Origin of the sequence: Proteiniclasticum ruminis (genome assembly GCF_900115135.1) — a bacterium.
Taxonomy (GTDB): Bacteria; Bacillota; Clostridia; order Clostridiales; family Clostridiaceae; genus Proteiniclasticum; species Proteiniclasticum ruminis_A.
The window spans coordinates 22,941-44,421 of sequence record NZ_FOVK01000014.1 but is presented as its reverse complement, the minus strand read 5'-3'; the positions used below and the strand labels follow the sequence as shown (position 1 = coordinate 44,421).

The window sequence follows — 21,481 nt, the reverse complement described above, 5'->3', positions numbered from 1 at the left end:
GAGGTATCCTTTCATTAATATATTAGAGCCCTTTGAAGGTGTATTATCAGTTGAGTTACGATAAAATAGGTAAGGGGGGTGGTCAGTAAAGATGATATTTGAATGCAAAAAGATGGAAAATCTGGAAGGAGAGAAAAGAACAACAGAAAAACACAACATTTTCAAATCACGTTATATAATAAACATGGTTATTATTTTAAGTTCATACAGGAGGAGAGCCTATGGGGTTGTTTGATTTATTCAGAAAGAAAAAACCAGAGCCTGAACAGAAGAGTACAGTGAACCCTCTGGAGAAGCAGACAGAGCAGAAACCGGTTGAGAAGCTTTCTAAAGTAGATTTCACACGTGAAATCACGGAAGAAGAGAAGGAACTGGTTGCGGTTGTCGCATCATCCATTGCGGCGGGAAGCCATCCCGATGCCAAGTTCAAAGTGAAGAGCATTCAGGGTATTGATACAGACAAAGAAATCGCAGCAGCTGTAGTTTCCGCGGTACTGGCTGGAGACCGTCCTGAATCGGCCTTCAGACTTGTAAGCATCACAGAAGTAAAGTAAATCATAGAAAGGCAGGAGTAGTAATGTTAAGAAAGTTTAGAATCAAAATCAATGAGAAAGAATATCTTGTGGAGATGGAAGAGCTTGGAGTGCAGCCAGGAGCTGGCCCCATCGCGGCACCAGCCCCCGTGGCAGCAGCACCTGTAGCAGCAGCACCAGCAGCACCAGCAGCCCCCGTGGCAGCGCCAGCACCAGCAGCGCCTGTAAAAGGTGAAGGGCTGACCATGGAAGCGCCAATGCCAGGTACCATTCTGGATGTGAAGGTGAAGGTAGGAGATGTTGTAAGTGAGAACCAGGTGCTGGTGATTCTAGAAGCCATGAAAATGGAAAATGAGATCGTTGCACCAAAGAGTGGTACTGTAACTGGCGTATATGTGACAAAGGGTGCGGCGATTGATGTAAGCACACCAATGGTCACCATCGCCTAATCGTAGGAGGAAACATTTTGGAACAAATTATTGCAGGAATTATGTCTATCACAGGACCGCAGATTATTATGATGCTCATCGGCGGACTCCTGATTTATTTAGGAATCAAGAAAGAATATGAACCAACTCTACTGGTGCCTATGGGACTTGGAACCATCCTTGTAAACTTCCCAGGCTCAGGACTGGTCACCCAGGTGGGCAGTGAATCCAAAGGCGTACTGAATGTCCTTTTCGATGCGGGTATCTCCACAGAGCTTTTCCCGCTTTTAATCTTCATCGGTATCGGTGCCATGATCGACTTCGGGCCTCTTCTACAGAACCCGTTCATGCTTCTCTTCGGAGCAGCTGCTCAGTTTGGTATCTTCTTCACCATCATCGTCGCGGTGATCTTCGGATTTGATATCAGAGAGGCGGCTTCCATTGGAATCATCGGTGCAGCAGATGGTCCCACCTCCATCTTCGTAGCCAATGAGCTGGCACCGGGGCTTCTCGGACCCATCTCTGTGGCTGCCTACAGCTATATGGCGCTGGTGCCGATTATCCAGCCTTTCGCCATCAAGCTTGTGACCACCAAGAAGGAACGTGGAATCCGAATGCATTATAAGGCTTCCAACGTATCCAAGCTGACAAAGATTCTTTTCCCGATTGTCATCACCGTGGTGGCAGGATTCATTGCCCCTGCTTCTCTCCCTCTGGTAGGATTCCTGATGTTTGGTAACCTTTTGAGAGAATGTGGAGTGCTCGACAGACTGAGCTCCTCCGCTCAGAATGAACTGGTGAACCTGGTCTCCATTCTCCTGGGACTGACCATCTCCGTAAAAATGACCGCAGACCAGTTCTGGAATCTACAGACGCTGATGATCATCGCCTTTGGTCTGGTGGCTTTTGTGATGGATACCATCGGTGGGGTTCTCTTTGCGAAATTCCTCAATCTCTTCCGAAAAGAGAAGATCAATCCGATGATTGGTGCTGCAGGTATTTCCGCATTCCCAATGTCTGCCAGAGTTGTGCAGAAACTTGCCAGTGAAGAAGACAAACAGAACTTCGTTCTGAACTACTCCATCGGCGCCAACGTATCTGGTCAGATTGCTTCCGTCATTGCAGGTGGACTGATTCTGTCCTACTTCCTGTAAGAACGGACTGAAAGGAGAAAACAATGAATATAAATTTTGATCCGGAACTTATTGGACAGGGACTAGAAATCATGGCTTTCGGCATGGCAGGTATTTTTGTTGTGGCAATCATTCTCTACCTGGCGAGCCTGGCACTGATCAAAGTGTTCCCCAATGATAAGAACAAATAGATAAGTAGAAGGGGAGACGGGCTGCGAGGCAGCACAGTCTCTCTGCTGGACATCCTGTCCAGCCCTCTTTGAGGAGCGCTTCCCAGTCAGGCCTTTGGCAGAAGCGCTTCCTAAAGAGTGCAGCAATGAATCCTACAAGCACTGTGAGCCCGGCCAGGCTCATGCATTCTGCACAGAACCAACAGACACAGTCAGGAAAAATATCTCCGAAGTTCAGCTGATTTGGAAATAGATGTCTTGAGGTGCTCTCTTTTTTTTGAAATTTATGGTGTAAACGTATAGAAGGAGTGGAAAAAATGCAAAAGTTTGTCATTGAAAAACAAGCTGTTGCGGGAACTCTGGAGTCTTCAGACCTTCAGATTCTCATCGACAGAAATGATGGAAAAGGAATTGAAATTGAGCTCAAGAGCAGCGTGGAGAACCAGTACGGAAGAAGAATCCGTGAGGTGCTTCAAAACACCCTGAGCAATCTGGGTGTTACAGATGCAAGACTTATGGTCACAGATAAGGGCGCTCTGGACTGCACCATCGTGGCAAGAACCATCGCCGCAGTGCATAGAGCCGCAGATGCTGTGGACAAAATTGACTGGGAGGCGATTGAAGAATGGAACGTTTAAGAAGAACCATGATGTTTGTGCCTGCCAGCAATGCAGGTATGCTGAGAGATGCGTATATTTATGGAGCTGATTCCATCATGTTTGACTTGGAAGACTCCATCTCCCTGAAAGAAAAAGACACCTCCAGATTCCTGGTGTACCAAGCCATGAAGACCATCGACTATGGCAATGTGGAAACTGTAGTGCGAATCAATGCACTGGATATGGGCGGTAAAGACGATATTGAAGCCATGGTGCGCGCTGGGATTGATGTCATCCGTCTGCCAAAGACCGAGTCCAAAGAAGATGTTCTGGCCACAGAAGCCGTCATCGAAGAAGTGGAAAAGAAGTGCGGAAGAGAAGTAGGCTCCACCAAGATCATGGCAGCTATCGAAGGCCCAATGGGTGTACTGAACGCGCTGTCCATTGCAACTTCCAGCAAAAGGCTCATAGGCATCGCACTGGGGTCCGAAGACTATGTTACTGCAATGAAAACTAGACGATATGCGGAAAAGAACAGTGAAGAGCTCTTTTTTGCCAGGTCCATGATTGTCCACGCAGCACGTGCTGCAGGCATTGCAGCTTTGGATACAGTGTTCTCTGATGTGAATGATCAGGAGACACTGCGAAAAGAAACTGAAATCATCAAGCAGCTGGGCTTTGACGGAAAATCTGTCATCAACCCCAGACAGATTTCAGTAGTGAACTCCGTATTCCTGCCAACAGAAAAAGAAATCACAAATGCGATTAATGTCATGAATGCTATTGCAGAAGCAGAAGCCAAGGGTTCAGGTGTCATTGCACTTAACGGCAAGATGATCGATAAGCCAATCGTGGAGCGTGCAGAACGTGTTCTGGCGCTGGCTGAAGCAGCAGGCATATACAGGAAAGGAGAATAATCATGGTGAAAAATCAGATAGGTAGAGAAATCCCTTCAGAAATTGCGGACGTTTTTGGAGTTTTTGAAGGACAGTTCGCAAAGAAACATGATTACCAGAGAGCATCTGGACAGGTTCATGCAGTGGTGCCAGGAGAATCCAAAATGCTGTATTCTGTCCGGGAAGCGATCATAAAGAGTGGTCTCAAAGATGGAATGACCATTTCTTTCCATCACCATTTCCGTGAAGGAGATGCGGTGCTCAACATGGTCATGGAAGAGATTGCAGGTCTAGGCATCAAGAACCTGACTTTGGCCTCCAGCTCCATCGCCAACGTCCATGAGCCTATCATTGAGCATGTGAAGAATGGCGTGATTACAAATATCACCTCTTCCGGTCTTCGAGACAAGGTAGGTGCCGCCATTTCCCACGGCCTCATGGAAAACCCTGTGGTCATCCGGTCCCACGGCGGAAGAGCCAGAGCCATTGAAAAAGGAGAGATCCATATCGATGTGGCATTCCTCGGTGCGCCAAGCTCCGACTGCTATGGAAACGCCAACGGTTCCCACGGAAAAGCCACCTGTGGTTCTTTAGGATATGCCCGAGTGGATGCGGAGTTTGCAGACAAGGTGATCATCATCACGGATAATCTGGTTCCTTATCCCAATACACCCATCAGCATTCCGCAGAATCATGTGGACTATGTGGTGGTGGTGGATTCCATTGGAGACCCCAATGGTATTGCCAAAGGTGCAACGCGAATCACAAGCAACCCAAAGGAGCTCCTCATTGCCGAAAACGCCTGCAAAGTGATCACTGCATCTCCATATTATAAAGAAGGATTTTCCTTCCAAGCAGGTTCCGGTGGATCCACCTTGGCGGTGGCGAGATTCCTTGCGGATGCCATGAGAAAAGATGGCGTGAAAGCTGGTTATGCTCTAGGTGGTCTCACCGGCCATCTTTGTGAAATGATGGAAGAGGGGCTTATTGAGAAAGTCATCGACACCCAGAGCTTTGACAGAGGAGCCATTGAGTCCATCAAGAACAACCCAAATCACTATGAGATCAGTGCATCCTTCTATGCGAATCCTGGAAACAAGGGTGCTGCAGTGAACCAGCTGGATGTGGTTGTGCTGTCTGCCTTAGAGATCGACACCGACTTCAATGTCAATGTCATGACCGGTTCCGATGGAATCATCCGAGGCGCTTCAGGCGGACACAGCGACACTGCCGCAGGATCCAAGCTGAGCCTCATTCTGACACCGCTCATCCGTGGAAGAATCCCTACCATTGTAGAGAAAGTCAATACAGTGATCACACCTGGAGAAAGTGTGGATGTGGTGGTGACCGAGCTTGGTATAGCCGTAAACCCAAGAAGACAAGATCTTGTGGAGGCTTTTGCGAAACTCAAGGTACCTCAATTTACTATTGAAGAGCTGAAAGAAAAGGCTTATTCTGTAGTAGGAACTCCAGACCCTGTTGTCTATGAGGACAAGGTGGTTGCGGTCATTGAGTACCGTGACGGTTCCGTCATCGATGTTGTAAGAAAAGTAAGAGACTAATAAAGGATCAGTGATTAAGATGTCAGAGCTCTTCACAAACGGAGACCGGCCTTCCCTGGAGAAGGTGCTGCGGGGAAGAGAACTTCGGTGGGATCTTCAGGAGAAGCTTCTCCTGAGGTTTCCGGAGAAAAGTCTCCTCAGCTTCAAGCTGAATATCCCGGGACCGGTGAAAAGAAATCCTGTGATCCTCCGGATGTTCCAGGTCGGCGTGGAGGATATAGAAAATCTTCTGGCGCAGAAGAACCTATCCCCATTACTTGAAAAGAAGGTAGATGCGGATACAGGACCGGAATGGTTTCTTGTGGTCAGCCAGGACGCCATAGAGCTGAAAAAGGCCATGGCAGATCTGGAGGAGTCCATGCCGCTGGGAAGGCTATATGACATTGATGTGCTCCATCGGGAGATGGACCACATACGATCCATAGAACGCACTGAGGTGGGGTATCCTCCGAGAACATGCCTTGTGTGCGGCAAAGAGGCGAAGATCTGCTCAGGAGCGCGGACCCACAGCCTGCAAGAACTGCATGAACAGATACGGGAGTGCATGAAAATGGAAAGGAGAATGATTGAATTTGGATAAAAAGATTCGCTTTATGGATACCATCCTCCGGGATGCCCATCAAAGCCTTATTGCTACAAGAATGTCCACAGAACAGATGCTTCCAGTCCTGGAAACCCTGGATGAAGCCGGGTATTACTCTCTGGAAGTTTGGGGAGGGGCTACTTTTGACTCCTGCCTCAGATATCTCAATGAGGATCCCTGGGAAAGACTGCGGACCATCCGGAAGCATGTGAAAAACACAAAGCTCCAGATGCTGCTGAGAGGGCAGAATCTTCTCGGCTACAAGCACTATCCTGATGATGTGGTAGAGGCGTTCATTGAGAAATCTCTTGCCAATGGAATTGACATCATCCGTGTTTTCGATGCGCTCAATGATTTGAGAAACCTGGAAACCTCTGTGAAGGCCATCAAGAAGTTCGGCGGACACTGTCAGATGTGTATCTGCTACACCATCAGTGACATTCATACCGTGGAGTACTATGTGCACCTGGCGGACCAGATGGCTAAGATGGGGGCAGATTCCATTGCCATTAAGGATATGGCAGGGATCTTGACTCCTTCCGTGGCCTACGCTTTGGTGAAGGGAATCAAGGCGGTCACCGATGTGCCTGTGCAGGTGCATACCCACGCTACATCCGGTATTTCTGAAATGACCTACATGAAGGCGGTGGAAGCGGGTGCAGATGTCATTGATACTGCAGTATCGACTTTCTCAGGCGGCACTAGTCAGCCTGCCACTGAGTCCTTAGGGATCGCGCTGGAAGAGCTGGGCTATGACACTGGGCTGGATTTCGAGAAAATTAAGACCGTTGCGGAACACTTTAAACCCATCAAGGAGCAGTTCAGAAAAGATGGTATCCTGAACCCCAAGGTGATGGATGTGGAGCCTGATACCCTGATTTATCAGGTGCCTGGCGGCATGCTCTCAAACCTTCTTTCCCAGCTGAAGGAAGCTTCCAAGGAGCATCTTTATGAGGAAGTACTGAAGGAAGTGCCGAAGGTCCGTGAAGAACTGGGCTATCCACCGCTAGTGACTCCACTGTCCCAGATGGTAGGTACCCAGGCGCTGATGAACGTAGTCAGTGGTGAACGTTACAAGATGGTGCCTAAGGAGATCAAGGATTATGTGAAGGGTCTCTATGGGACTCCTCCAGGAGAGATTTCCAAGGAAATGGTGGAGAAGATCATTAAAGATGAAGAAGTACTCACCATGAGACCGGCTGACCTTCTGAAGCCAGAAATGGACCGTTTCAAAGCCGAAATTGGAACATTAGCGGAATCCACAGAAGATGTGCTGATGTATGCACTTTTCCCAACACTGGCTTTACCTTTCTTGAAGAAACGAAAAGATCCTTTCTATGATATTGAAGAGCAGCATGTCACTGTTGTTTTCTAGAATGAAGCACCCGTTTTCGGGTGCTTTTTTGCAGTGCAACAAAAAAGCAAACCTTAGGTCCAAAATATCGTATAATGATTTTAGAAGTTTTCAAATGATTATATCTTGGATGGTGAAACCAATGAACTATACAATACAAAGAATGTGGATTGCAAGCAGCAGATCTCAGAGAGAGGCCTGGGAAAATCTTCTCCACCAAGCGTCTATAAGAACCGAAGAACTGGTGGAATATACCGTGGGTATCTACGACGGGGAGAAGCTTGTTGCAACGGGTTCCCGATATAAGAATGTGCTGAAATGCATTGCGGTCTGTAAAGATTATACCGGAGGCGAGGTAGTAAGCCTTCTTATTTCCCATCTTATGACTGAGATTTTTGATGCGGGGTTTGAACGCTGTTATGTGTACACGAAGCCGCAATCAGTACAGTCATTTCTCTATATGGGATTTGAGGAGATTGAACGGGTCGAAGATGATCTGGTGTTTTTGGAGAAAGCGGTCTGGGGATTCCAGTCGTTTTTGAATGAGCTGGCAAAGAAGAAAGAGGAGGGGGAGAAGATCTCCGGTATTGTCATGAATGCCAATCCTTTCACCTTAGGCCACCAGTATCTCATTGAGACTGCCTCTGCAAAGAGCGATCTCCTACATGTGTTTGTGCTCAGCGAAGATGTGTCTCTTTTTCCGGCTAAAGTGCGGAAAAGACTGGTGGAGGAGGGCACAAGGCATCTTCCCAATGTGCGGATCCACGATACAGGAGACTATATGGTTTCTGCAAAAACTTTCCCTTCCTATTTCCTCAAAGAGGACAAAGACACCACAGAAGTCCAGGCGACGCTGGACGCGAAGATCTTCAAAAACCATATTGCCAAAGCTCTGGGCATCACAACACGGTTTGTGGGGGAAGAGCCTCTATCCTTTGCAACGAATATATATAATGAGTCTATGAAGAAGGTCTTTGGGGAGGATCTCCAGCTGGTGATCCTTCCGAGGAAAGAGTATGATAGTGAGGTTATTAGTGCCTCCCGGGTCCGGAAGTATTTGGCCGAAGACAGGCTGGAAGAGCTGAAAGGACTAGTGCCGGAGTGTACTTATCGGTTTCTTCACTCCGAGGAAGGTGAAGTCATCATCCGGACATTAAAAGAGTCTCTGAAGAGTTAATGACCTCTATAAGCAGAAAATGACAACCAGGATTCTCTATGGTAAAATTGAATCAGTTCAAATAAATGAAAACCTGGGAGGATTGATTTTAATGAAATGGGTAACCATGGATTTTGAGTATGGATTTAAAGGAACACTGAAGGCCAAGAGAGGCACAGTGCCAATTGGAATCGAGGAAGGTACCATAGAGCCTTACGACATGGTGTTCGGCGCCTTGGGCTCCTGCCTTTACTCCACATTCCTGGATATCGCCGTGAAGAAAAAGATCGTTTATGAAGGCGTGTCCATGAAGGTGTCCGGAGAGAAGAGAACGGAAGTGCCCACTACCCTGAAGACTGTACATGTGGATGTGGTTGTGAAGAATCCTGAAAAAGAAAAGGGTCTGGATCAGGCCATGAGACTGGCCACAGAGTACTGCTCTGTGTATCAGACACTGTCTCATGTGGCAGAGATGAGCTACACTCTTTCTTTTGAGTATACAGACAAAGAATAGACCTTTTTACGAAAAACCCTATGCTGATATGTCAGTATGGGGTTTTTTCAATCTCTTCCCCAAATATATTGCGCAAAACCTAATTATCCGGTATAATAAATTTTATAAAATCTAATTTGACAAAAACATGGAGAGGATAAGATGAAAGAGACATGTCATGGAACCTTTCGGGAAGATGTACTTCATAAAAAGGGACTGGTTCTTGTGGATTTCTGGGCTCCATGGTGTGCCCCATGCCGTATGATTACACCGGTGCTGGAGGAAGTGGCTTCTGATTTTTCCGGGAAACTGGATGTTCTGAAGCTGAATGTGGATGAAAGCCCGGAACTTGCGAAGTTTTACAAGATTCAAAGTATACCGGCCCTGATTCTGTTTAAGGATGGAATTCCACAAGAAGGAGCCATTGGTCTTCGAGACCGCAGCTATTTTGAAGGACTGCTTGAAAAATACTTATAAAAAATGAGTCTGACATGAATTCCAATGTCAGGCTCATTTTTATTACTATAATCCTGTGCTTCCATAACCGCCGCCCCGGTTCGTTCCTTTTGTTGTCACATCCTCAATCTCTTCAAACTCCCCTTTAATGACCTCATTGAAGACCACTTGGGCGATTTTCATCCCCTTCTCGATGTAGATGGTGCCATAAGGATGATGGTTCTCATCTAAAATGAGGAAGGGAGATAAGTTCAGAAGTTGTGGCGTTTCATAATGCTCTCCTTTATAGACGGTGAAAACTGCTTCTATATCCATGGGGAACAGAATCTCATAGTCTTTCTTTATGGTATCCAAGAGGCTTGGATTTCTGAGCATTTCATAAGGAAGTAGAGAAAGATTATAGGAGTTCTCCAGAATAATACCTACTTCATCCCGGTAGCCTGCATCCACGGTGCCTGGACTGTTAGGGATCCTCAGAGAAGTTTTCAGGGATAGGCCGCTTCTGGGGCGAACTTGCATTTCCAGGTGGTCTGGCAGAGCCACTTTGATTTTAAGAGGCAGCACCTTTGTTTCACCTGGACATAGCACGAAATCCTCCGAAGCAAAGACATCAGCTCCAGCATCATTGTGATTGGCATAAACAGGTGCTTGTCCGTCATTCATCAGTTCCAGGAAGATTGTTTCTTTTTTCATTGGAGTCTCCTTTTCTTGTGCGTTTCCATCGAACCTGTCGTATACTGTTCTTAGAGGAAAAGCAGAACTATCTTTCTATATTATAAGGTAGTTTCCTGATTTAATGAAGTGAGGTGTCAGTGTGGAAAGAGAAGAACTTCTAAAATTGCCGGAGTTTGAGCGGGCTTTAGCTTTAGCTGCAATCCATCACAGCGGTGTGCTGGATAAAGGGGGAGAGCCTTATATTCTTCATGTGCTCCGAGTGATGCTCCACATGAAAACGGAGGAGGAGAGAATCACTGCGCTTCTCCACGATCTTCTGGAAGACACAGCACTCACAGCGGAAGATCTTTTGGAGAGTGGTTTCTCCTCTTCTATTGTGGACAGTGTTCTTCATTTAACAAGAAGCGATGAAGAGAACTATGAGGAGTATATCAGAAGGCTGGCAGAAAATCCTCTTTCCCGTAGGGTCAAACTCTCTGATCTGAAGGACAATCAAAATCGGGAGAGACTTCCTGAGCCTTTCAGCGCGGAGGACCAGAGAAGACTGGAGAAATACAGGGCAGCAGAGGTGTATCTGCAGGCCTATGAGCATGAGGAGGAGACGAAAAATGAAAGTTAAGATTGTGTTCGGCATGATTGGATGTGGAGATGTAACAGAAAGAAAAAGCGGACCTGCATTTAGAAAACTGCCCCAGACCGAGATGCAGTGGGTCATGAGAAGAGATGAGAAGAAACTGGAAGACTATGCCAAAAGACATGAAATCCCGTATTATTCTACAGAAGTTCTCGACATGCTGCGCGACCCGGACGTGGATGCGGTTTATATTGCTACGCCGCCCCATATGCATAAATATTACACAGTGCTTGCGGCAGAACATAAAAAAGATGTTTATGTGGAAAAGCCCATGGCGCTGACCAGTGATGAGTGCAGAGAAATGAGAAAAGTGTGTGAAGAGCACGGAGTGAAGCTTTATGTAGCGTACTACAGAAGAGCGCAGAAGAAATTTCTGAAAGTCAAAAGCCTTCTGGAGGAAGGTGCCATCGGAGAAGTTCGCTCTTTTACCTACAGCTATCTGAGGCCGGTGCCTCAATTTGATCCAAACAGGCCTTGGCTGTTTCAGGAAGAGACGTCTGGCGGGGGCATCCTTTATGATGTGGGCTCTCATATGATTGATCTTTTTCTGTTTCTTTTTGGTGAACCCTCTATGGTTTCGGGGAAATCAGGAAATCTCTCTCAGGCATTGTCTGTGGAGGATGTGACCACAGGTTTCTTCTTGTTTGAGAATGGCATTCAAGGAACCTTGAACATCACTGCAAGCTGCGGGATACGAGAAGATCTTCTAACCATAGCTGGAAGTAAAGGAGCCTTGCGGTTTTCCATCATGGACCAGGAGCCGGTATCATTAATCACAGATCATGGTACTGAAATCTTTGAATTTCAAGAGCCGGAACATTCCCAGATGGAGATGATTTCAATGATTTCCGATGCAATGCTTGGAAAAACAAGTGTTGAGGACAGCGGACGGAACGGTCTGGAAACCCAGGAGATTCTGGAAGCATTCAAGTTTGGAAAAGAAGTGTTTTTCAGTGATAAGGAATAATAGGGCAAAAATAAAGACTTCTGCAATGAAATTGCAGAAGTCATGTCCATTCTTTAAAGCAATTTGAGGTTACCCTCGGGATTCCTTTTGTCCGTGTATTGGTTATCAAAAGCTCAGTGAGAATCATACTGAACTTCCTATGAATAGTATAACAAAGTTTTTTATCCTAGAACAGTAGGGTTTAAAAATTATTTTCCCTGATAAATCCACAGATCACTGTGGATTTTGTTTTCGTGGGTGAGAAAATAATTCTTTGAGGAGGTATAGCTTAAGTGTGTGAATAGAAGGTTCTCAATGACCTGGGATTTCTTCTGGTTCTGATCCATAAAGTAGCGGCTTGCATGATAGTGTTCGCCATCGTATTCTACGGTGAGGACATACTGGTTCTGAACAAGATCATAGATGATAATGGTAATCTGATCTTCCCGTTTTAAGTCCACATTCTTCAGGAACATGTCAAAACGCTCATGATTATGGCTGTTGGTGCCTTCCAGGACAATATAGCCTCTTTTCAGCGCGTCTTCCCGATGAATATACCCTTCTTTATGTCCGCAGGCAGTCATGAAATTGAGAAAGAACAGTAAGCATACGAGCAAATACGGTCTTTTCATGGGAATCTCCTAATCCTTATTCTTTATAACAGTTCCTCAATATCCTTTTCAATGGCCAGAGGACTGGTGGTAGGTGGGTATCTTCTGAGGACCTTTCCGTTTCTGTCCACGAGAAATTTAGTGAAGTTCCATTTGACAGAGTCGCCCAAAAGTCCTTTGGTTTCTTTCCTTAAATGGACAAAAAGTGGATGAGCGGATTTTCCGTTCACATCAATCTTTGAAAACATGGGGAAAGTGACCCCATAATTCAGCTCACAAAAATTCTTGATGCCCTCTTCACTTCCAGGATCCTGCTGATTGAACTGATTGCAGGGAAAGCCTAAGACAGAGAACTTCTGGTCTTTGTGTTTCTCATAGATGGTTTCCAGATCTTTGAACTGCGGTGTAAATCCACATTTGCTGGCAGTGTTTACAATCAGAAGCACTTCTCCTTCGAAGTTCTTCAGTGGAGTCTCTACACCATCAATGTCTTTTGCGGTAAAGTCATAGATATTCATCATACACCTCATACTGTGTTATTTATTATTCTTAGAATAAGACAAATAATAAGCTTTGTCAAATATTATTGGATGCAAGACAATAAAGAAAAGAGCCTGTTTCCAGGCTGTTTTCAAAGAGAGCTGATTGGTGTTACAAAAGCTTTCGTATATCTTTTTCAATATCCAGAGGATCCACCTGAGGGGCATACCGCTTGAGGACCTTTCCGTTTCTGTCCACCAGGAATTTTGTGAAATTCCACTTCACCGCATCACCCAGGAGACCTTTGGTCTCTTTTCTCAAGTGTTTGAATAATGGATGTGCAGCATCTCCGTTCACATCGATTTTATCAAACATGGGGAAAGAAACCCCGTAGTTCAGCTCACAGAAGTTCTTGATGCCTTCTGCACTTTCCAGTTCCTGATCGTTGAACTGTCCGCAGGGAAACCCAAGGACCTCAAATCCTTCACCATTCATCCTTTCATAAAGGGTTTCAAGACCTTGAAACTGCGGAGTGAACCCACACTTACTGGCGGTGTTGACAACGAGCAGCACCTTACCTTCAAATTCTTTCAGTTCTCTTTCCTGACCGTCGATATCCTTAGCGTTAAAATCATAAATGCTCATTTTTTACACTCCTTGGTTATTTATTTAACTAGTAATATAGTAATGGCAAAATTCAATTTTGTCAAATTAAATAGGCAAAAATGAAAAAACAGCATAAAAAAAAGAGAACCCCGAAGGATTCTCCTGTGATCATATATGGGAGTTACTTGCCGAGGAACTGTCTTGTCACATCCACAAGTCTCTTTGCCTGATGTCGCACAGCGCCTTCCACATCGTTCTTGATTTCTCCGTCGATGATGGAAGCTGATGCACCGTAAGGATTTCCACCTGCTGCATAAATGCTTGGATCTGTGTATCCAGGTGCGACAATGATTGCACCAAAATGCATTGCTGAGGTGTAAATGGAACGGATGGTTTCTTCTACGCCCCCGTTGGCATTCATAGCAGAAGACATGGCAGTGATGGTCTTGTTCACAAGTAGACCCTGGGACCATACGCCTCCGAGGGTATCCAAATACTGCTTGAACTGTGAAGCCACATTTCCATACCTGGTTGGTGTGGAGAAGATGATGGCATCTGCATCTACCATATCCTGAGGGGTAACTACAGGGATGAGATCCTTGGTTTCATCGTAATGCTTTTTCCAAAGAGGATTGGATGCGATGGCGGATTCTGGCGCCAGCTCCTGTACTCTCAGCACCTTTACTTCGGCGCCTGCTTTCTCAGCTGCATCTTTTGCCCACTGGACCATCTGGTAGTTTCCTCCTGTGGCGCTGTAATAGATAATGGCTACTTTAACTTTACTCATGTTTCAAACTCCCTTTCTTTTATCCGTAATATTTCGATGTTTCAGTTATATCATTAGATTGTGTACAATTAATTAAGAAAGTGTGTACCGGGGGTTAATATTGTACTAGTTAGTAGTATTTACAAATCATTCACAAAATCGAAGGCATCTTTTGAGTGCAACAGGTGGGAAAAGTGGTTGACTTGAACATCTGTGAGTGATATTATTGAAAGGTCATAACGAATGTGGCCCCTTGGTCAAGCGGTCAAGACGCTAGCCTCTCACGCTGGAATCAGGGGTTCGATTCCCCTAGGGGTCACCATTACAAGTACATCCTTGAAATCTACGGATAGTTCTCTGAAAGAGCTTCCCAACTGGATTTCAACGGATGTATTTTTTTATGGGGTTTTTCAGAAGAGCATAGACAGAGCTTTCTGAAAGGCGGTTGAATCCAGAGCCTCAAAGGGCAGAACATAAAACGACTGGGGCATTAAAAAAGCTCCAGTCGTTTTATAATGGGATTTCAAGACCGATCGTGGATCATTTCCTCCATCCTTTTGAAAAGGTCCTCGTAGACCTCTTTTTTATTGGTTTCATTGAGCATTTCATGGCGTCCGCCTTCGTAGAGTGTTAGGGTAACTTCTTTCACTTTAGCTTCCAGAAGCCGCTCATAGGTTTCCTGAACGCCTTTTCCGTAGGCGCCTACAGGATCCTCCTTTCCGCTGAAAAGGTGGTAAGGGACATCCTTGGGAACGCTGTCTGCCCAGTTTTCGTGGGTGACATCCTTCATAATAGCAAGAAATCCCTTGAAGGCATTTAAGGTAAAAACAAAATTGCATTTGGGATCTTTTCTGTAAGCATCACGGACTTTCTTGTCTCTGGAGAGCCAGGAGAATTCATCATCCTCGTCTTTAAAGTTCTTGTTGAATCCTTGAAAGAAAATGGAGTTATACAGGGTGCTTCTATGGGTGTCTCCTTTGAGAGCGGCAATGGACTTTGCCAAGGTGATTCCGGGTGCGATCCCTTTGTTTGCACCACCAGTACCGCTGATAAAGATTCCGCTGAGGCTTCTTCCATATTTCATGAGATATTTGCGCAGCATAAAGGAGCCCATGCTGTGTCCAAGAATAAAGTGCGGAAGCTGGCTGTATCTTTCTGTAAGGAGATCGGAGACATTTTTCAGATCTTTTACTAGGGTAAGATCATACGGATCCTTAGAGAAATAACCAAGATCCTCCATGGTGCGGATGCTGTTTCCGTGACCCGCATGGTCGTGGCCTGCCACAAGAACCCCTTTACTGGTCATGTAGCGGATGAAGGGTTCATAGCGCTCCAGATATTCGCACATGCCGTGGGTGATCTGAAGCATATACCGCGGCTTGGTTTTCGGCGTGTAGATATAAATGTGGACATTGTAAAGATGATTGGTGCTGGGGATGGTCTCAACTGTTTTTTGGTAACTCATACAATCACACTCCACCTGTTTATTACATCCATTATAAGAACTGTACCAGGTAGAATGCAAATGATTTTGAAAATTCGTTCTTCTAAGTCGAGGTGCTGTGATAGAATGAGAGTAGAATGATTTCAGAACGGGGGCACTCATATGAAAAAAGCAGTGATTATTTTATGTATTTTATCTCTTTCCTTCGGGCTATTCTCCTGTAAGAAAGAAGAGGCACCGGAAGTTCCGGCGGAAACGCCTGTGGAAACTCCAGCTGAAGAAGAACCTGTGGAGGAGCCTGTGGAAACTCCAATAGAAGAGCCGGCAGAGACACTTTCCCATCATTACGGAGAAGTAGTGCCTGGGCTTTCGCCATTGACTGGACTTCCCTATGAGGGGGACGGAAAAGTCATCATGGTGCAGATGGAAAACACCAAAGCCGCACGGCCGCACAGTGGACTGTCTGAAGCAGGCATCATTTACGAAATGGAAGTGGAAAGCACCATCACAAGGCTGACGGCATTTTTTCATGGAACGTATCCCCAAAAGGCGGGGCCAGTAAGAAGTGCGCGAAAACAGCATATGTTCCTTTGGAGTGAGTGGAACTATCTCTACATTTATTATGGTGGTTCCAAGAATCTGGAAGGCCAGGACATAGACACCTGGAGAAAGGATCTGGGCATCACAGCCAAGAGGCTCGATGGAACCATCACGTCCGTAGGATTCTCCAGATCCACCGACAGGGTTGCACCTCACAATGCTTATACCAATCTGGAACTGGTCATGGCAGAAGCCTATGACTTTGAGCCCAAGGACAGGACCCTTGCCTACCTTGACAAGGAAGTGGAAGGAGGTCAGCCGGCTTCAAAAGTATCGCTCTCCTATCGGGCAGACAATAAGATCACCTATGAGCTTCGAGAAGAGGAAGGGGTATATGACCGCTTCATCAATGGAGAACCTATGATGGACAAAGAAAACAATACACAGATTTCTGTGAAGAATATCATTGTCCAGCATGTGGAACATTACCATGTGAAGGATACGGTGTATACCAATATGGAAATGATCGGAACGGGTGCAGCAGAGTATTTCATTGGCGGCACCATGAAAAAGGGAACTTGGGTCCGTGAGAACGAATCTTCCATGACAAAGTATTATGATGAAGAGGGAAAGGAAATGGCATTCCAGCCAGGGAAGACCTTTATTCAGATCATGCGTCCGGAGTCAGAAGTGAATTTTGAAGGGTAAGTTATAAATTAACAGAGAGAACCCCCGGAGCATCCATGAAGGATCTGCTCCGAGGGTTCTTTCTTCTAATATAGAAGGATTTTTATAAGTCGTTTGTGTTGAAGGTGTCACCATGCTCCAAATCACCATGCTGGAAACCCAGCCTGAACCACTTCATACGCTGCGCAGAAGTACCATGGGTAAAGCTGTCAGGTACCACATAGCCCTGGGCTTTTTTCTGCAGCGTGTCATCTCCAATGGCATTGGCTGCATTGATGGCTTCTTCAATATCGCCTTCCTCCAGATATCCTCTGCCGTGGACATAGTTTGCGAAAACGCCTGCAAGATAATCCGCCTGAAGCTCCAGTCTTACAAGATTCTCGTTATACTCAGCTTCGCTGACCCGACCACGCAGCTGCTGCACCTGCTGGGAGATGCCAAGAAGAGTCTGGACATGATGCCCCACTTCGTGGGCTACCACATACGCCATGGCGAAGTCTCCCGGAGCGCCGAAGCGCTGGCTGAGTTCTTTATAAAAACTCAAGTCGATATAAATCTTTTTGTCGGCCGGACAGTAAAAGGGGCCAGTGGACGAACCAGCTACTCCGCAGGCGGACTCCACCCGGTCGTTAAAGAGAACAAGAGTGGGTTTCTCGTATTCTCTATTATACTCTCTGAAAAGGCTTGTCCAGACATCCTCTGTATCTGCCAGAACCACGGATACAAAATCAGCCAGGTCTTCTTCCTCCTGGGAAGCTTCATAGGGAATATTCTCGGGAGAGGTGATCTGTGGGGAAAGCATGGAACCAAGATCTCCACCGAGCAGCGCAAAGACAAGAAGAAGGATAAGCCCGATGCCGCCGCCCATGATGCTCTTGCCGCCCAATCCCCCCATGGGGGCACTTCTTCCGCGGCGGTCCTCAATATTGGAACTTTGTCGCCTGTTTCTCCATTTCATAAAAAACACTCCTCGTACAACCTATGAAAGGTTATGATTTCTTCCTTCTATTATATCATCTGTGGGGTTCCCTACGGTTTTAAGGAATCTTATGCAAAGTAAATTTACTATGAATGGGACTGGCCTTCTCTTTACAATTTGAAGGAAATCATTCAGGATGGAGTAGAAATCCAAAGTTTCTGTTAAGAATCATGGAGTAGGATGAAGAGGAGAACATTATGTCTAAGTGGTCTGAAATATCAAAAAGATTAAGGAATTGACAAATCATAAGGAAGACTTGACAAAAGAAAAAAGAAACATCTGTACTTATCCACAGAGATTGTGGAAAAATAACAATTATTGTGGATAACATCCAAGTTGATACTGAATGTTTCCCGGTTCCTTTACACATTATCCACAGGAATGTGGATAAAAGCCTACACAATTTGTGGATACTTTTCCTGGATGGGAAAGCATATCCACAAGAAGATTTCAAGGAGAATACATTATGAAATTCATAAAACAAACTGTTCCTGCTGTTTTTGTGAAACGGCCAAACCGCTTTCAGGGATATGTGGAATATGAAGGGGAAACCATCATGGTTCATGTGCCAAACACCGGACGGGTGAAAGAAATCCTGATTCCTGGCACAAAAGTGATCCTTCGGAAGGAAGACAACCCAAACCGAAAGACTGCCTATAGCCTCATTGCGGCCTATAAAGGAGAAGCACTCATCAACATTGATTCCCAGATACCGAATAAAGTGGTGGAAGAAGCGCTTCTTGCTGGAAAGATTCCTAAGCTGAAGGAATATACAGATATTAAGCGGGAGAAATTTTATGGAAAAAGCAGGTTTGATTTCCTTTTGGAAAGCCCTGAGGGGAAAAAGTACTATCTGGAAGTGAAGGGCGTCACATTAGAGACGGAAGCCATGGCGAGTTTTCCGGATGCGCCTACAGAAAGAGGAACCCGTCATGTGGAGGAGCTGATTTCTGTCAAGAAGGAAGGGCATGGGGCTGGGGTTCTCTTTGTGCTTCAGATGGATGGCATGAAGGGATTCACACCAGCGTATGAACAGGATCCTTTATTTTCAGCCATGCTTTACCGGGCTAAAATGGAAGGCGTGGATCTTTTTGCCTATGACTGCAGAATTACAGAAAGCTCCCTGGAGCTGTCGAAGTCTGTCCCTGTTGTGTTTAGAGAAGAAGCCGGTCTGTTCTAAAAATGTTAAGAACTCAGGAGATCATTCCGGTGATATAATGATGAAAATGTCTCGAATCAAAAAGGAGGGCGTAAAATGGATAAAAGAACTGCCCCGGTGATTACCACAAATCTTCGGGGTCATATGATAGAAGTGCCGGAAGTGATTAGAAAGGCTACGGGTATTGTGATTCTTGGAAAGAGAATCAAGTCTCTTATTTTTTCCACAGATGTTGCCGTCATTAAGAACACCAATGCGGATGCGGTGATGAGTGTTTACCCTTTTACCCCACAGCCCATCATCACCCAAAGCCTCATCAATGCTTCTGATGTACCGGTGTTCTGTGGTGTTGGAGGTGGTACAACCACAGGAAAGAGGGTCATCAATCTTGCTCTGGATGCGGAGTTCAAAGGAGCCATCGGTGTGGTTCTGAACAGCCCGACGAAAAATGAGATTCTCAATGGAGTCCGGGATGTCATCGATATTCCCATCGTCATCACGGTGATCTCGGAAGAAGATGATATTGATGCGAGAATTGCAGCTGGCGCCACCATTCTCAATGTTTCAGGTGCAAAAAACACCGCAAGGATCGTGCGGAAAATCCGGGAGAAGTATCCGGAATTCCCCATCATAGCCACGGGAGGTCCTACAGAGGAGAGCATTCTGGAGACCATTGAGGCAGGAGCCAATGCCATCACCTATACACCACCATCCAACACGGAAATCATGAAGAAACTGATGGACAAATATCGGGGAGAGAATATTCTATGAGAGAGAACTTAGCAGAAAACTGCAAACATTGTCCGGAGTACGGAGAAAGCTGTGATGGGAATGATCCTTCCTGTCTTTGCTACAGGTGCCCGAGAAATCTGGGGCAATGCATAACAGTTAAGTACTGCAGGGAAACAGAATCTGTGCTGGAACTGGCGCCGCCTATGGACAGAGAGCGTGAACTTATGATAGAAAGATACTATAAGCTAAAAAATATGGAATAGAATGGAGGACAAAGGATTGGAAAACTACAAAGAATCATTCAAAAGGTTTCTGGAAATCCAGGAAGAAATGAAAAACATCGGAGATGCTCAAGGGGTTCTTTACTGGGACATGGCAACCATTATGCCGTCCAAAGGCGTGGAAAGACGCTCTGAGGTTGTGGGGTACCTAAGCCAGCTCATGTACAAGCTGGAGACCGGAAAAGAGTATCAGGATCTGGTATTTGGTCTTTATGAGCATCTGGAAGAAATGAACGACAAAGAAAAAGCCATGGTGAAGGCGGCTAAGAAGTCACTGGATTTCATGAAGAAAATTCCAGAAGAAGAATATCTTGAATACAGCAAGCTTGTGGCTTCAGGAGAAACCTACTGGGCAGAAGCCAGAGAGAAGAATGATTATGAGTCCTTCAAGCCTATTCTGGAGAAGATTGTTTATTTCAACAAGAAGATCGCCGGATACATCGGCTATGAGAAAACTCCTTATGATGCTCTTTTGGATATGTATGAGCCTGGTGCAACAGTGGAGGAGATTGATGGTGTATTCAAGGAGCTTCGGGATGGTCTCCTGGTTCTTCTGAAAAAAATCGGTGAAAGTGCTGTGGAGATTGACAGCAGCATCCTGAAAGGTGAATATGCCATAGAGCCACAGAAGAAATATAACACAGAGCTTGCGAAGAGACTGGGCTATGATTTTGAAAGAGGTGCCATTGCAGAAAGCGCACACCCATTCTCCACAAACTTCGGAAACAAGGATGTGAGAATCACAACGGCTTACAGCAAAGAAGATCCTGTGACAGCCATGTACTCCACCATTCATGAAACAGGACATGCCATCTATGAGCAGAACATTCCGGATGACATCACAAAAACCAACATCGGTGGCGGTGTGTCCATGGGAATCCATGAATCCCAATCCAGATACTACGAGAACATTCTAGGCAGAGGAAAAGAGTTCATTGAAACAGAATATCTCAATATGGTGTCTGCGTTCGAAGGACTGAAAAATTACAGTCCAGAAGATATCTATAAAGCCATCAATAAGGTAGAGCCATCTCTCATCAGAATCGATGCGGACGAACTCACCTACAGTCTCCATATCATCATCCGTTATGAGATTGAAAAAATGCTGATCAATGGAGAGGTGAATTTTGATGAGCTTCCCCAAATCTGGGCGGATAAGTATACAGAATATCTGGGGGTAACTCCAGAATCCTATGCCAAGGGAGTCCTTCAGGATGTTCACTGGTCTGGCGGAATGATTGGGTATTTCCCAAGTTATGCTCTCGGAAATCTTTATGGCGCACAGATGCTCTACAAAGGCATGCTGAGAGATCTGCCAAATTACTATGAGCTCATCCGTGAAGGTAAGGTTTCTGAAATCACGAAATGGCTGGCGGATCATGTCCATAGCCACGGTGGAACCTATGAACCCAAGGTACTCATTGAGAAAATCACGGGAGAACCACTGAACGCCAAGTATTTCCTCCAGTATCTGGAAGAGAAGTACTCTAAGATCTACGGATTCTAATGAACCTTCTTATGAAATAATAAAATCCCAGGCACAGCTTTTCACAGAGCTGCTTTCCTGGGATTTTTTTT

At 45.7% G+C, this 21,481-nt stretch carries 26 protein-coding genes and 1 tRNA gene; 20 read left to right on the top strand and 7 right to left on the bottom strand.

What is annotated here, in order from left to right; genetic code table 11:
* Positions 1–221 precede the first annotated feature (221 nt).
* The 12 genes from BM243_RS13200 (at position 222) to trxA (ending at position 9,384) form a co-directional block, all read left to right on the top strand.
* Positions 222–554 (top strand): hypothetical protein, encoded by a 333-nt coding sequence (locus BM243_RS13200; RefSeq protein ID WP_074912815.1) that lies wholly within the window; start codon positions 222–224, stop codon positions 552–554.
* A gap of 23 nt (positions 555–577) precedes the next feature.
* Entirely contained in the window at positions 578–982 is a 405-nt protein-coding gene (locus BM243_RS13195; protein WP_074912814.1) for a biotin/lipoyl-containing protein, read from the top strand.
* A gap of 17 nt (positions 983–999) precedes the next feature.
* Positions 1,000–2,115, top strand: a complete 1,116-nt coding sequence (locus BM243_RS13190; protein ID WP_074912813.1) for a sodium ion-translocating decarboxylase subunit beta — start codon at positions 1,000–1,002, stop codon at positions 2,113–2,115.
* Between the two features lie 23 nt (positions 2,116–2,138).
* Positions 2,139–2,285 carry an OadG-related small transporter subunit gene (locus BM243_RS15300; protein ID WP_177213527.1) on the top strand — a complete coding sequence of 49 codons (147 nt, stop codon included), beginning with the start codon at positions 2,139–2,141 and terminating at the stop codon, positions 2,283–2,285.
* A gap of 296 nt (positions 2,286–2,581) precedes the next feature.
* Positions 2,582–2,902: a citrate lyase acyl carrier protein gene (gene citD / locus BM243_RS13185; RefSeq protein WP_074912812.1), complete on the top strand. Its 321-nt coding sequence runs from the start codon at positions 2,582–2,584 to the stop codon at positions 2,900–2,902.
* Positions 2,890–3,780 (top strand): citrate (pro-3S)-lyase subunit beta, encoded by an 891-nt coding sequence (citE, locus tag BM243_RS13180; protein WP_074912811.1) that lies wholly within the window; start codon positions 2,890–2,892, stop codon positions 3,778–3,780. The genes citD and citE overlap by 13 nt, the downstream gene beginning before the upstream one ends.
* Before the next feature lie 2 nt (positions 3,781–3,782).
* Positions 3,783–5,321 carry a citrate lyase subunit alpha gene (citF, locus tag BM243_RS13175; RefSeq protein ID WP_074912810.1) on the top strand — a complete coding sequence of 513 codons (1,539 nt, stop codon included), beginning with the start codon at positions 3,783–3,785 and terminating at the stop codon, positions 5,319–5,321.
* Between the two features lie 19 nt (positions 5,322–5,340).
* Positions 5,341–5,901 (top strand): citrate lyase holo-[acyl-carrier protein] synthase, encoded by a 561-nt coding sequence (gene citX, locus BM243_RS13170; RefSeq protein WP_074912809.1) that lies wholly within the window; start codon positions 5,341–5,343, stop codon positions 5,899–5,901.
* A complete protein-coding gene (locus tag BM243_RS13165) occupies positions 5,894–7,279 on the top strand; it encodes an oxaloacetate decarboxylase subunit alpha (RefSeq protein WP_074912808.1) in 1,386 nt (461 codons plus the stop codon). Before citX ends, BM243_RS13165 begins: the two co-directional genes overlap by 8 nt.
* 121 nt (positions 7,280–7,400) lie before the next feature.
* Positions 7,401–8,435, top strand: coding sequence for a [citrate (pro-3S)-lyase] ligase (gene citC / locus BM243_RS13160; protein WP_074912807.1), 1,035 nt, complete (start codon positions 7,401–7,403; stop codon positions 8,433–8,435).
* 91 nt (positions 8,436–8,526) lie between these two features.
* Complete coding sequence (locus tag BM243_RS13155; RefSeq protein ID WP_074912806.1) at positions 8,527–8,928, top strand: OsmC family protein; 402 nt, start codon at positions 8,527–8,529, stop codon at positions 8,926–8,928.
* 141 nt (positions 8,929–9,069) lie between these two features.
* Positions 9,070–9,384 (top strand): thioredoxin, encoded by a 315-nt coding sequence (gene trxA, locus BM243_RS13150; RefSeq protein WP_074912805.1) that lies wholly within the window; start codon positions 9,070–9,072, stop codon positions 9,382–9,384.
* Between the two features lie 45 nt (positions 9,385–9,429).
* On the opposite strand, the gene BM243_RS13145 is transcribed toward trxA, so the two are convergent.
* Positions 9,430–10,056, bottom strand: coding sequence for a dUTP diphosphatase (locus tag BM243_RS13145; RefSeq protein WP_074912804.1), 627 nt, complete (start codon positions 10,054–10,056; stop codon positions 9,430–9,432).
* A gap of 121 nt (positions 10,057–10,177) precedes the next feature.
* Between BM243_RS13145 and BM243_RS13140 the strand changes: the two genes are divergently transcribed.
* A complete protein-coding gene (locus BM243_RS13140) occupies positions 10,178–10,657 on the top strand; it encodes an HD domain-containing protein (RefSeq protein ID WP_207646205.1) in 480 nt (159 codons plus the stop codon).
* Entirely contained in the window at positions 10,647–11,639 is a 993-nt protein-coding gene (locus BM243_RS13135; protein WP_074912803.1) for a Gfo/Idh/MocA family protein, read from the top strand. The genes BM243_RS13140 and BM243_RS13135 overlap by 11 nt, the downstream gene beginning before the upstream one ends.
* Positions 11,640–11,827: 188 nt before the next feature.
* Here the strand turns inward: BM243_RS13135 and BM243_RS13130 are convergent, their stop codons facing one another.
* The 4 genes from BM243_RS13130 to wrbA all read right to left on the bottom strand — a co-directional run bounded on the left by BM243_RS13130 (position 11,828) and on the right by wrbA (position 14,102).
* Positions 11,828–12,250 carry a hypothetical protein gene (locus tag BM243_RS13130; RefSeq protein WP_074912802.1) on the bottom strand — a complete coding sequence of 141 codons (423 nt, stop codon included), beginning with the start codon at positions 12,248–12,250 and terminating at the stop codon, positions 11,828–11,830.
* 23 nt (positions 12,251–12,273) lie between these two features.
* Complete coding sequence (locus BM243_RS13125) at positions 12,274–12,747, bottom strand: glutathione peroxidase (RefSeq protein ID WP_074912801.1); 474 nt, start codon at positions 12,745–12,747, stop codon at positions 12,274–12,276.
* Between the two features lie 133 nt (positions 12,748–12,880).
* Entirely contained in the window at positions 12,881–13,354 is a 474-nt protein-coding gene (locus tag BM243_RS13120) for a glutathione peroxidase (RefSeq protein WP_074912800.1), read from the bottom strand.
* Between the two features lie 142 nt (positions 13,355–13,496).
* A complete protein-coding gene (wrbA, locus tag BM243_RS13115) occupies positions 13,497–14,102 on the bottom strand; it encodes an NAD(P)H:quinone oxidoreductase type IV (protein ID WP_074912799.1) in 606 nt (201 codons plus the stop codon).
* Between the two features lie 226 nt (positions 14,103–14,328).
* Between wrbA and BM243_RS13110 the strand changes: the two genes are divergently transcribed.
* Positions 14,329–14,403 (top strand) — tRNA-Glu (locus BM243_RS13110).
* A gap of 201 nt (positions 14,404–14,604) precedes the next feature.
* Here BM243_RS13110 and BM243_RS13105 read toward each other — a convergent pair.
* Complete coding sequence (locus BM243_RS13105; RefSeq protein ID WP_074912798.1) at positions 14,605–15,546, bottom strand: alpha/beta fold hydrolase; 942 nt, start codon at positions 15,544–15,546, stop codon at positions 14,605–14,607.
* Positions 15,547–15,687: 141 nt separating this feature from the next.
* On the opposite strand from BM243_RS13105, the gene BM243_RS13100 reads away from it, so the two are divergent.
* Positions 15,688–16,773 (top strand): DUF3048 domain-containing protein, encoded by a 1,086-nt coding sequence (locus BM243_RS13100; protein WP_074912797.1) that lies wholly within the window; start codon positions 15,688–15,690, stop codon positions 16,771–16,773.
* 82 nt (positions 16,774–16,855) lie between these two features.
* Here the strand turns inward: BM243_RS13100 and ypfJ are convergent, their stop codons facing one another.
* Positions 16,856–17,710, bottom strand: coding sequence for a KPN_02809 family neutral zinc metallopeptidase (gene ypfJ, locus BM243_RS13095; RefSeq protein ID WP_074912796.1), 855 nt, complete (start codon positions 17,708–17,710; stop codon positions 16,856–16,858).
* A gap of 487 nt (positions 17,711–18,197) precedes the next feature.
* Between ypfJ and sfsA the strand changes: the two genes are divergently transcribed.
* The 4 genes from sfsA to BM243_RS13075 all read left to right on the top strand — a co-directional run bounded on the left by sfsA (position 18,198) and on the right by BM243_RS13075 (position 21,410).
* Positions 18,198–18,911 (top strand): DNA/RNA nuclease SfsA, encoded by a 714-nt coding sequence (sfsA, locus tag BM243_RS13090; protein ID WP_074912795.1) that lies wholly within the window; start codon positions 18,198–18,200, stop codon positions 18,909–18,911.
* 75 nt (positions 18,912–18,986) lie between these two features.
* Positions 18,987–19,661 (top strand): hydrolase, encoded by a 675-nt coding sequence (locus tag BM243_RS13085; RefSeq protein ID WP_074912794.1) that lies wholly within the window; start codon positions 18,987–18,989, stop codon positions 19,659–19,661.
* The gene (locus BM243_RS13080) at positions 19,658–19,885 is read left to right on the top strand and encodes a hypothetical protein (RefSeq protein WP_074912793.1); all 228 of its coding nucleotides are present in this window, start codon (positions 19,658–19,660) and stop codon (positions 19,883–19,885) included. Before BM243_RS13085 ends, BM243_RS13080 begins: the two co-directional genes overlap by 4 nt.
* Before the next feature lie 16 nt (positions 19,886–19,901).
* Positions 19,902–21,410 (top strand): carboxypeptidase M32, encoded by a 1,509-nt coding sequence (locus BM243_RS13075; RefSeq protein WP_177213526.1) that lies wholly within the window; start codon positions 19,902–19,904, stop codon positions 21,408–21,410.
* The last annotated feature ends 71 nt before the right edge of the window (positions 21,411–21,481 follow it).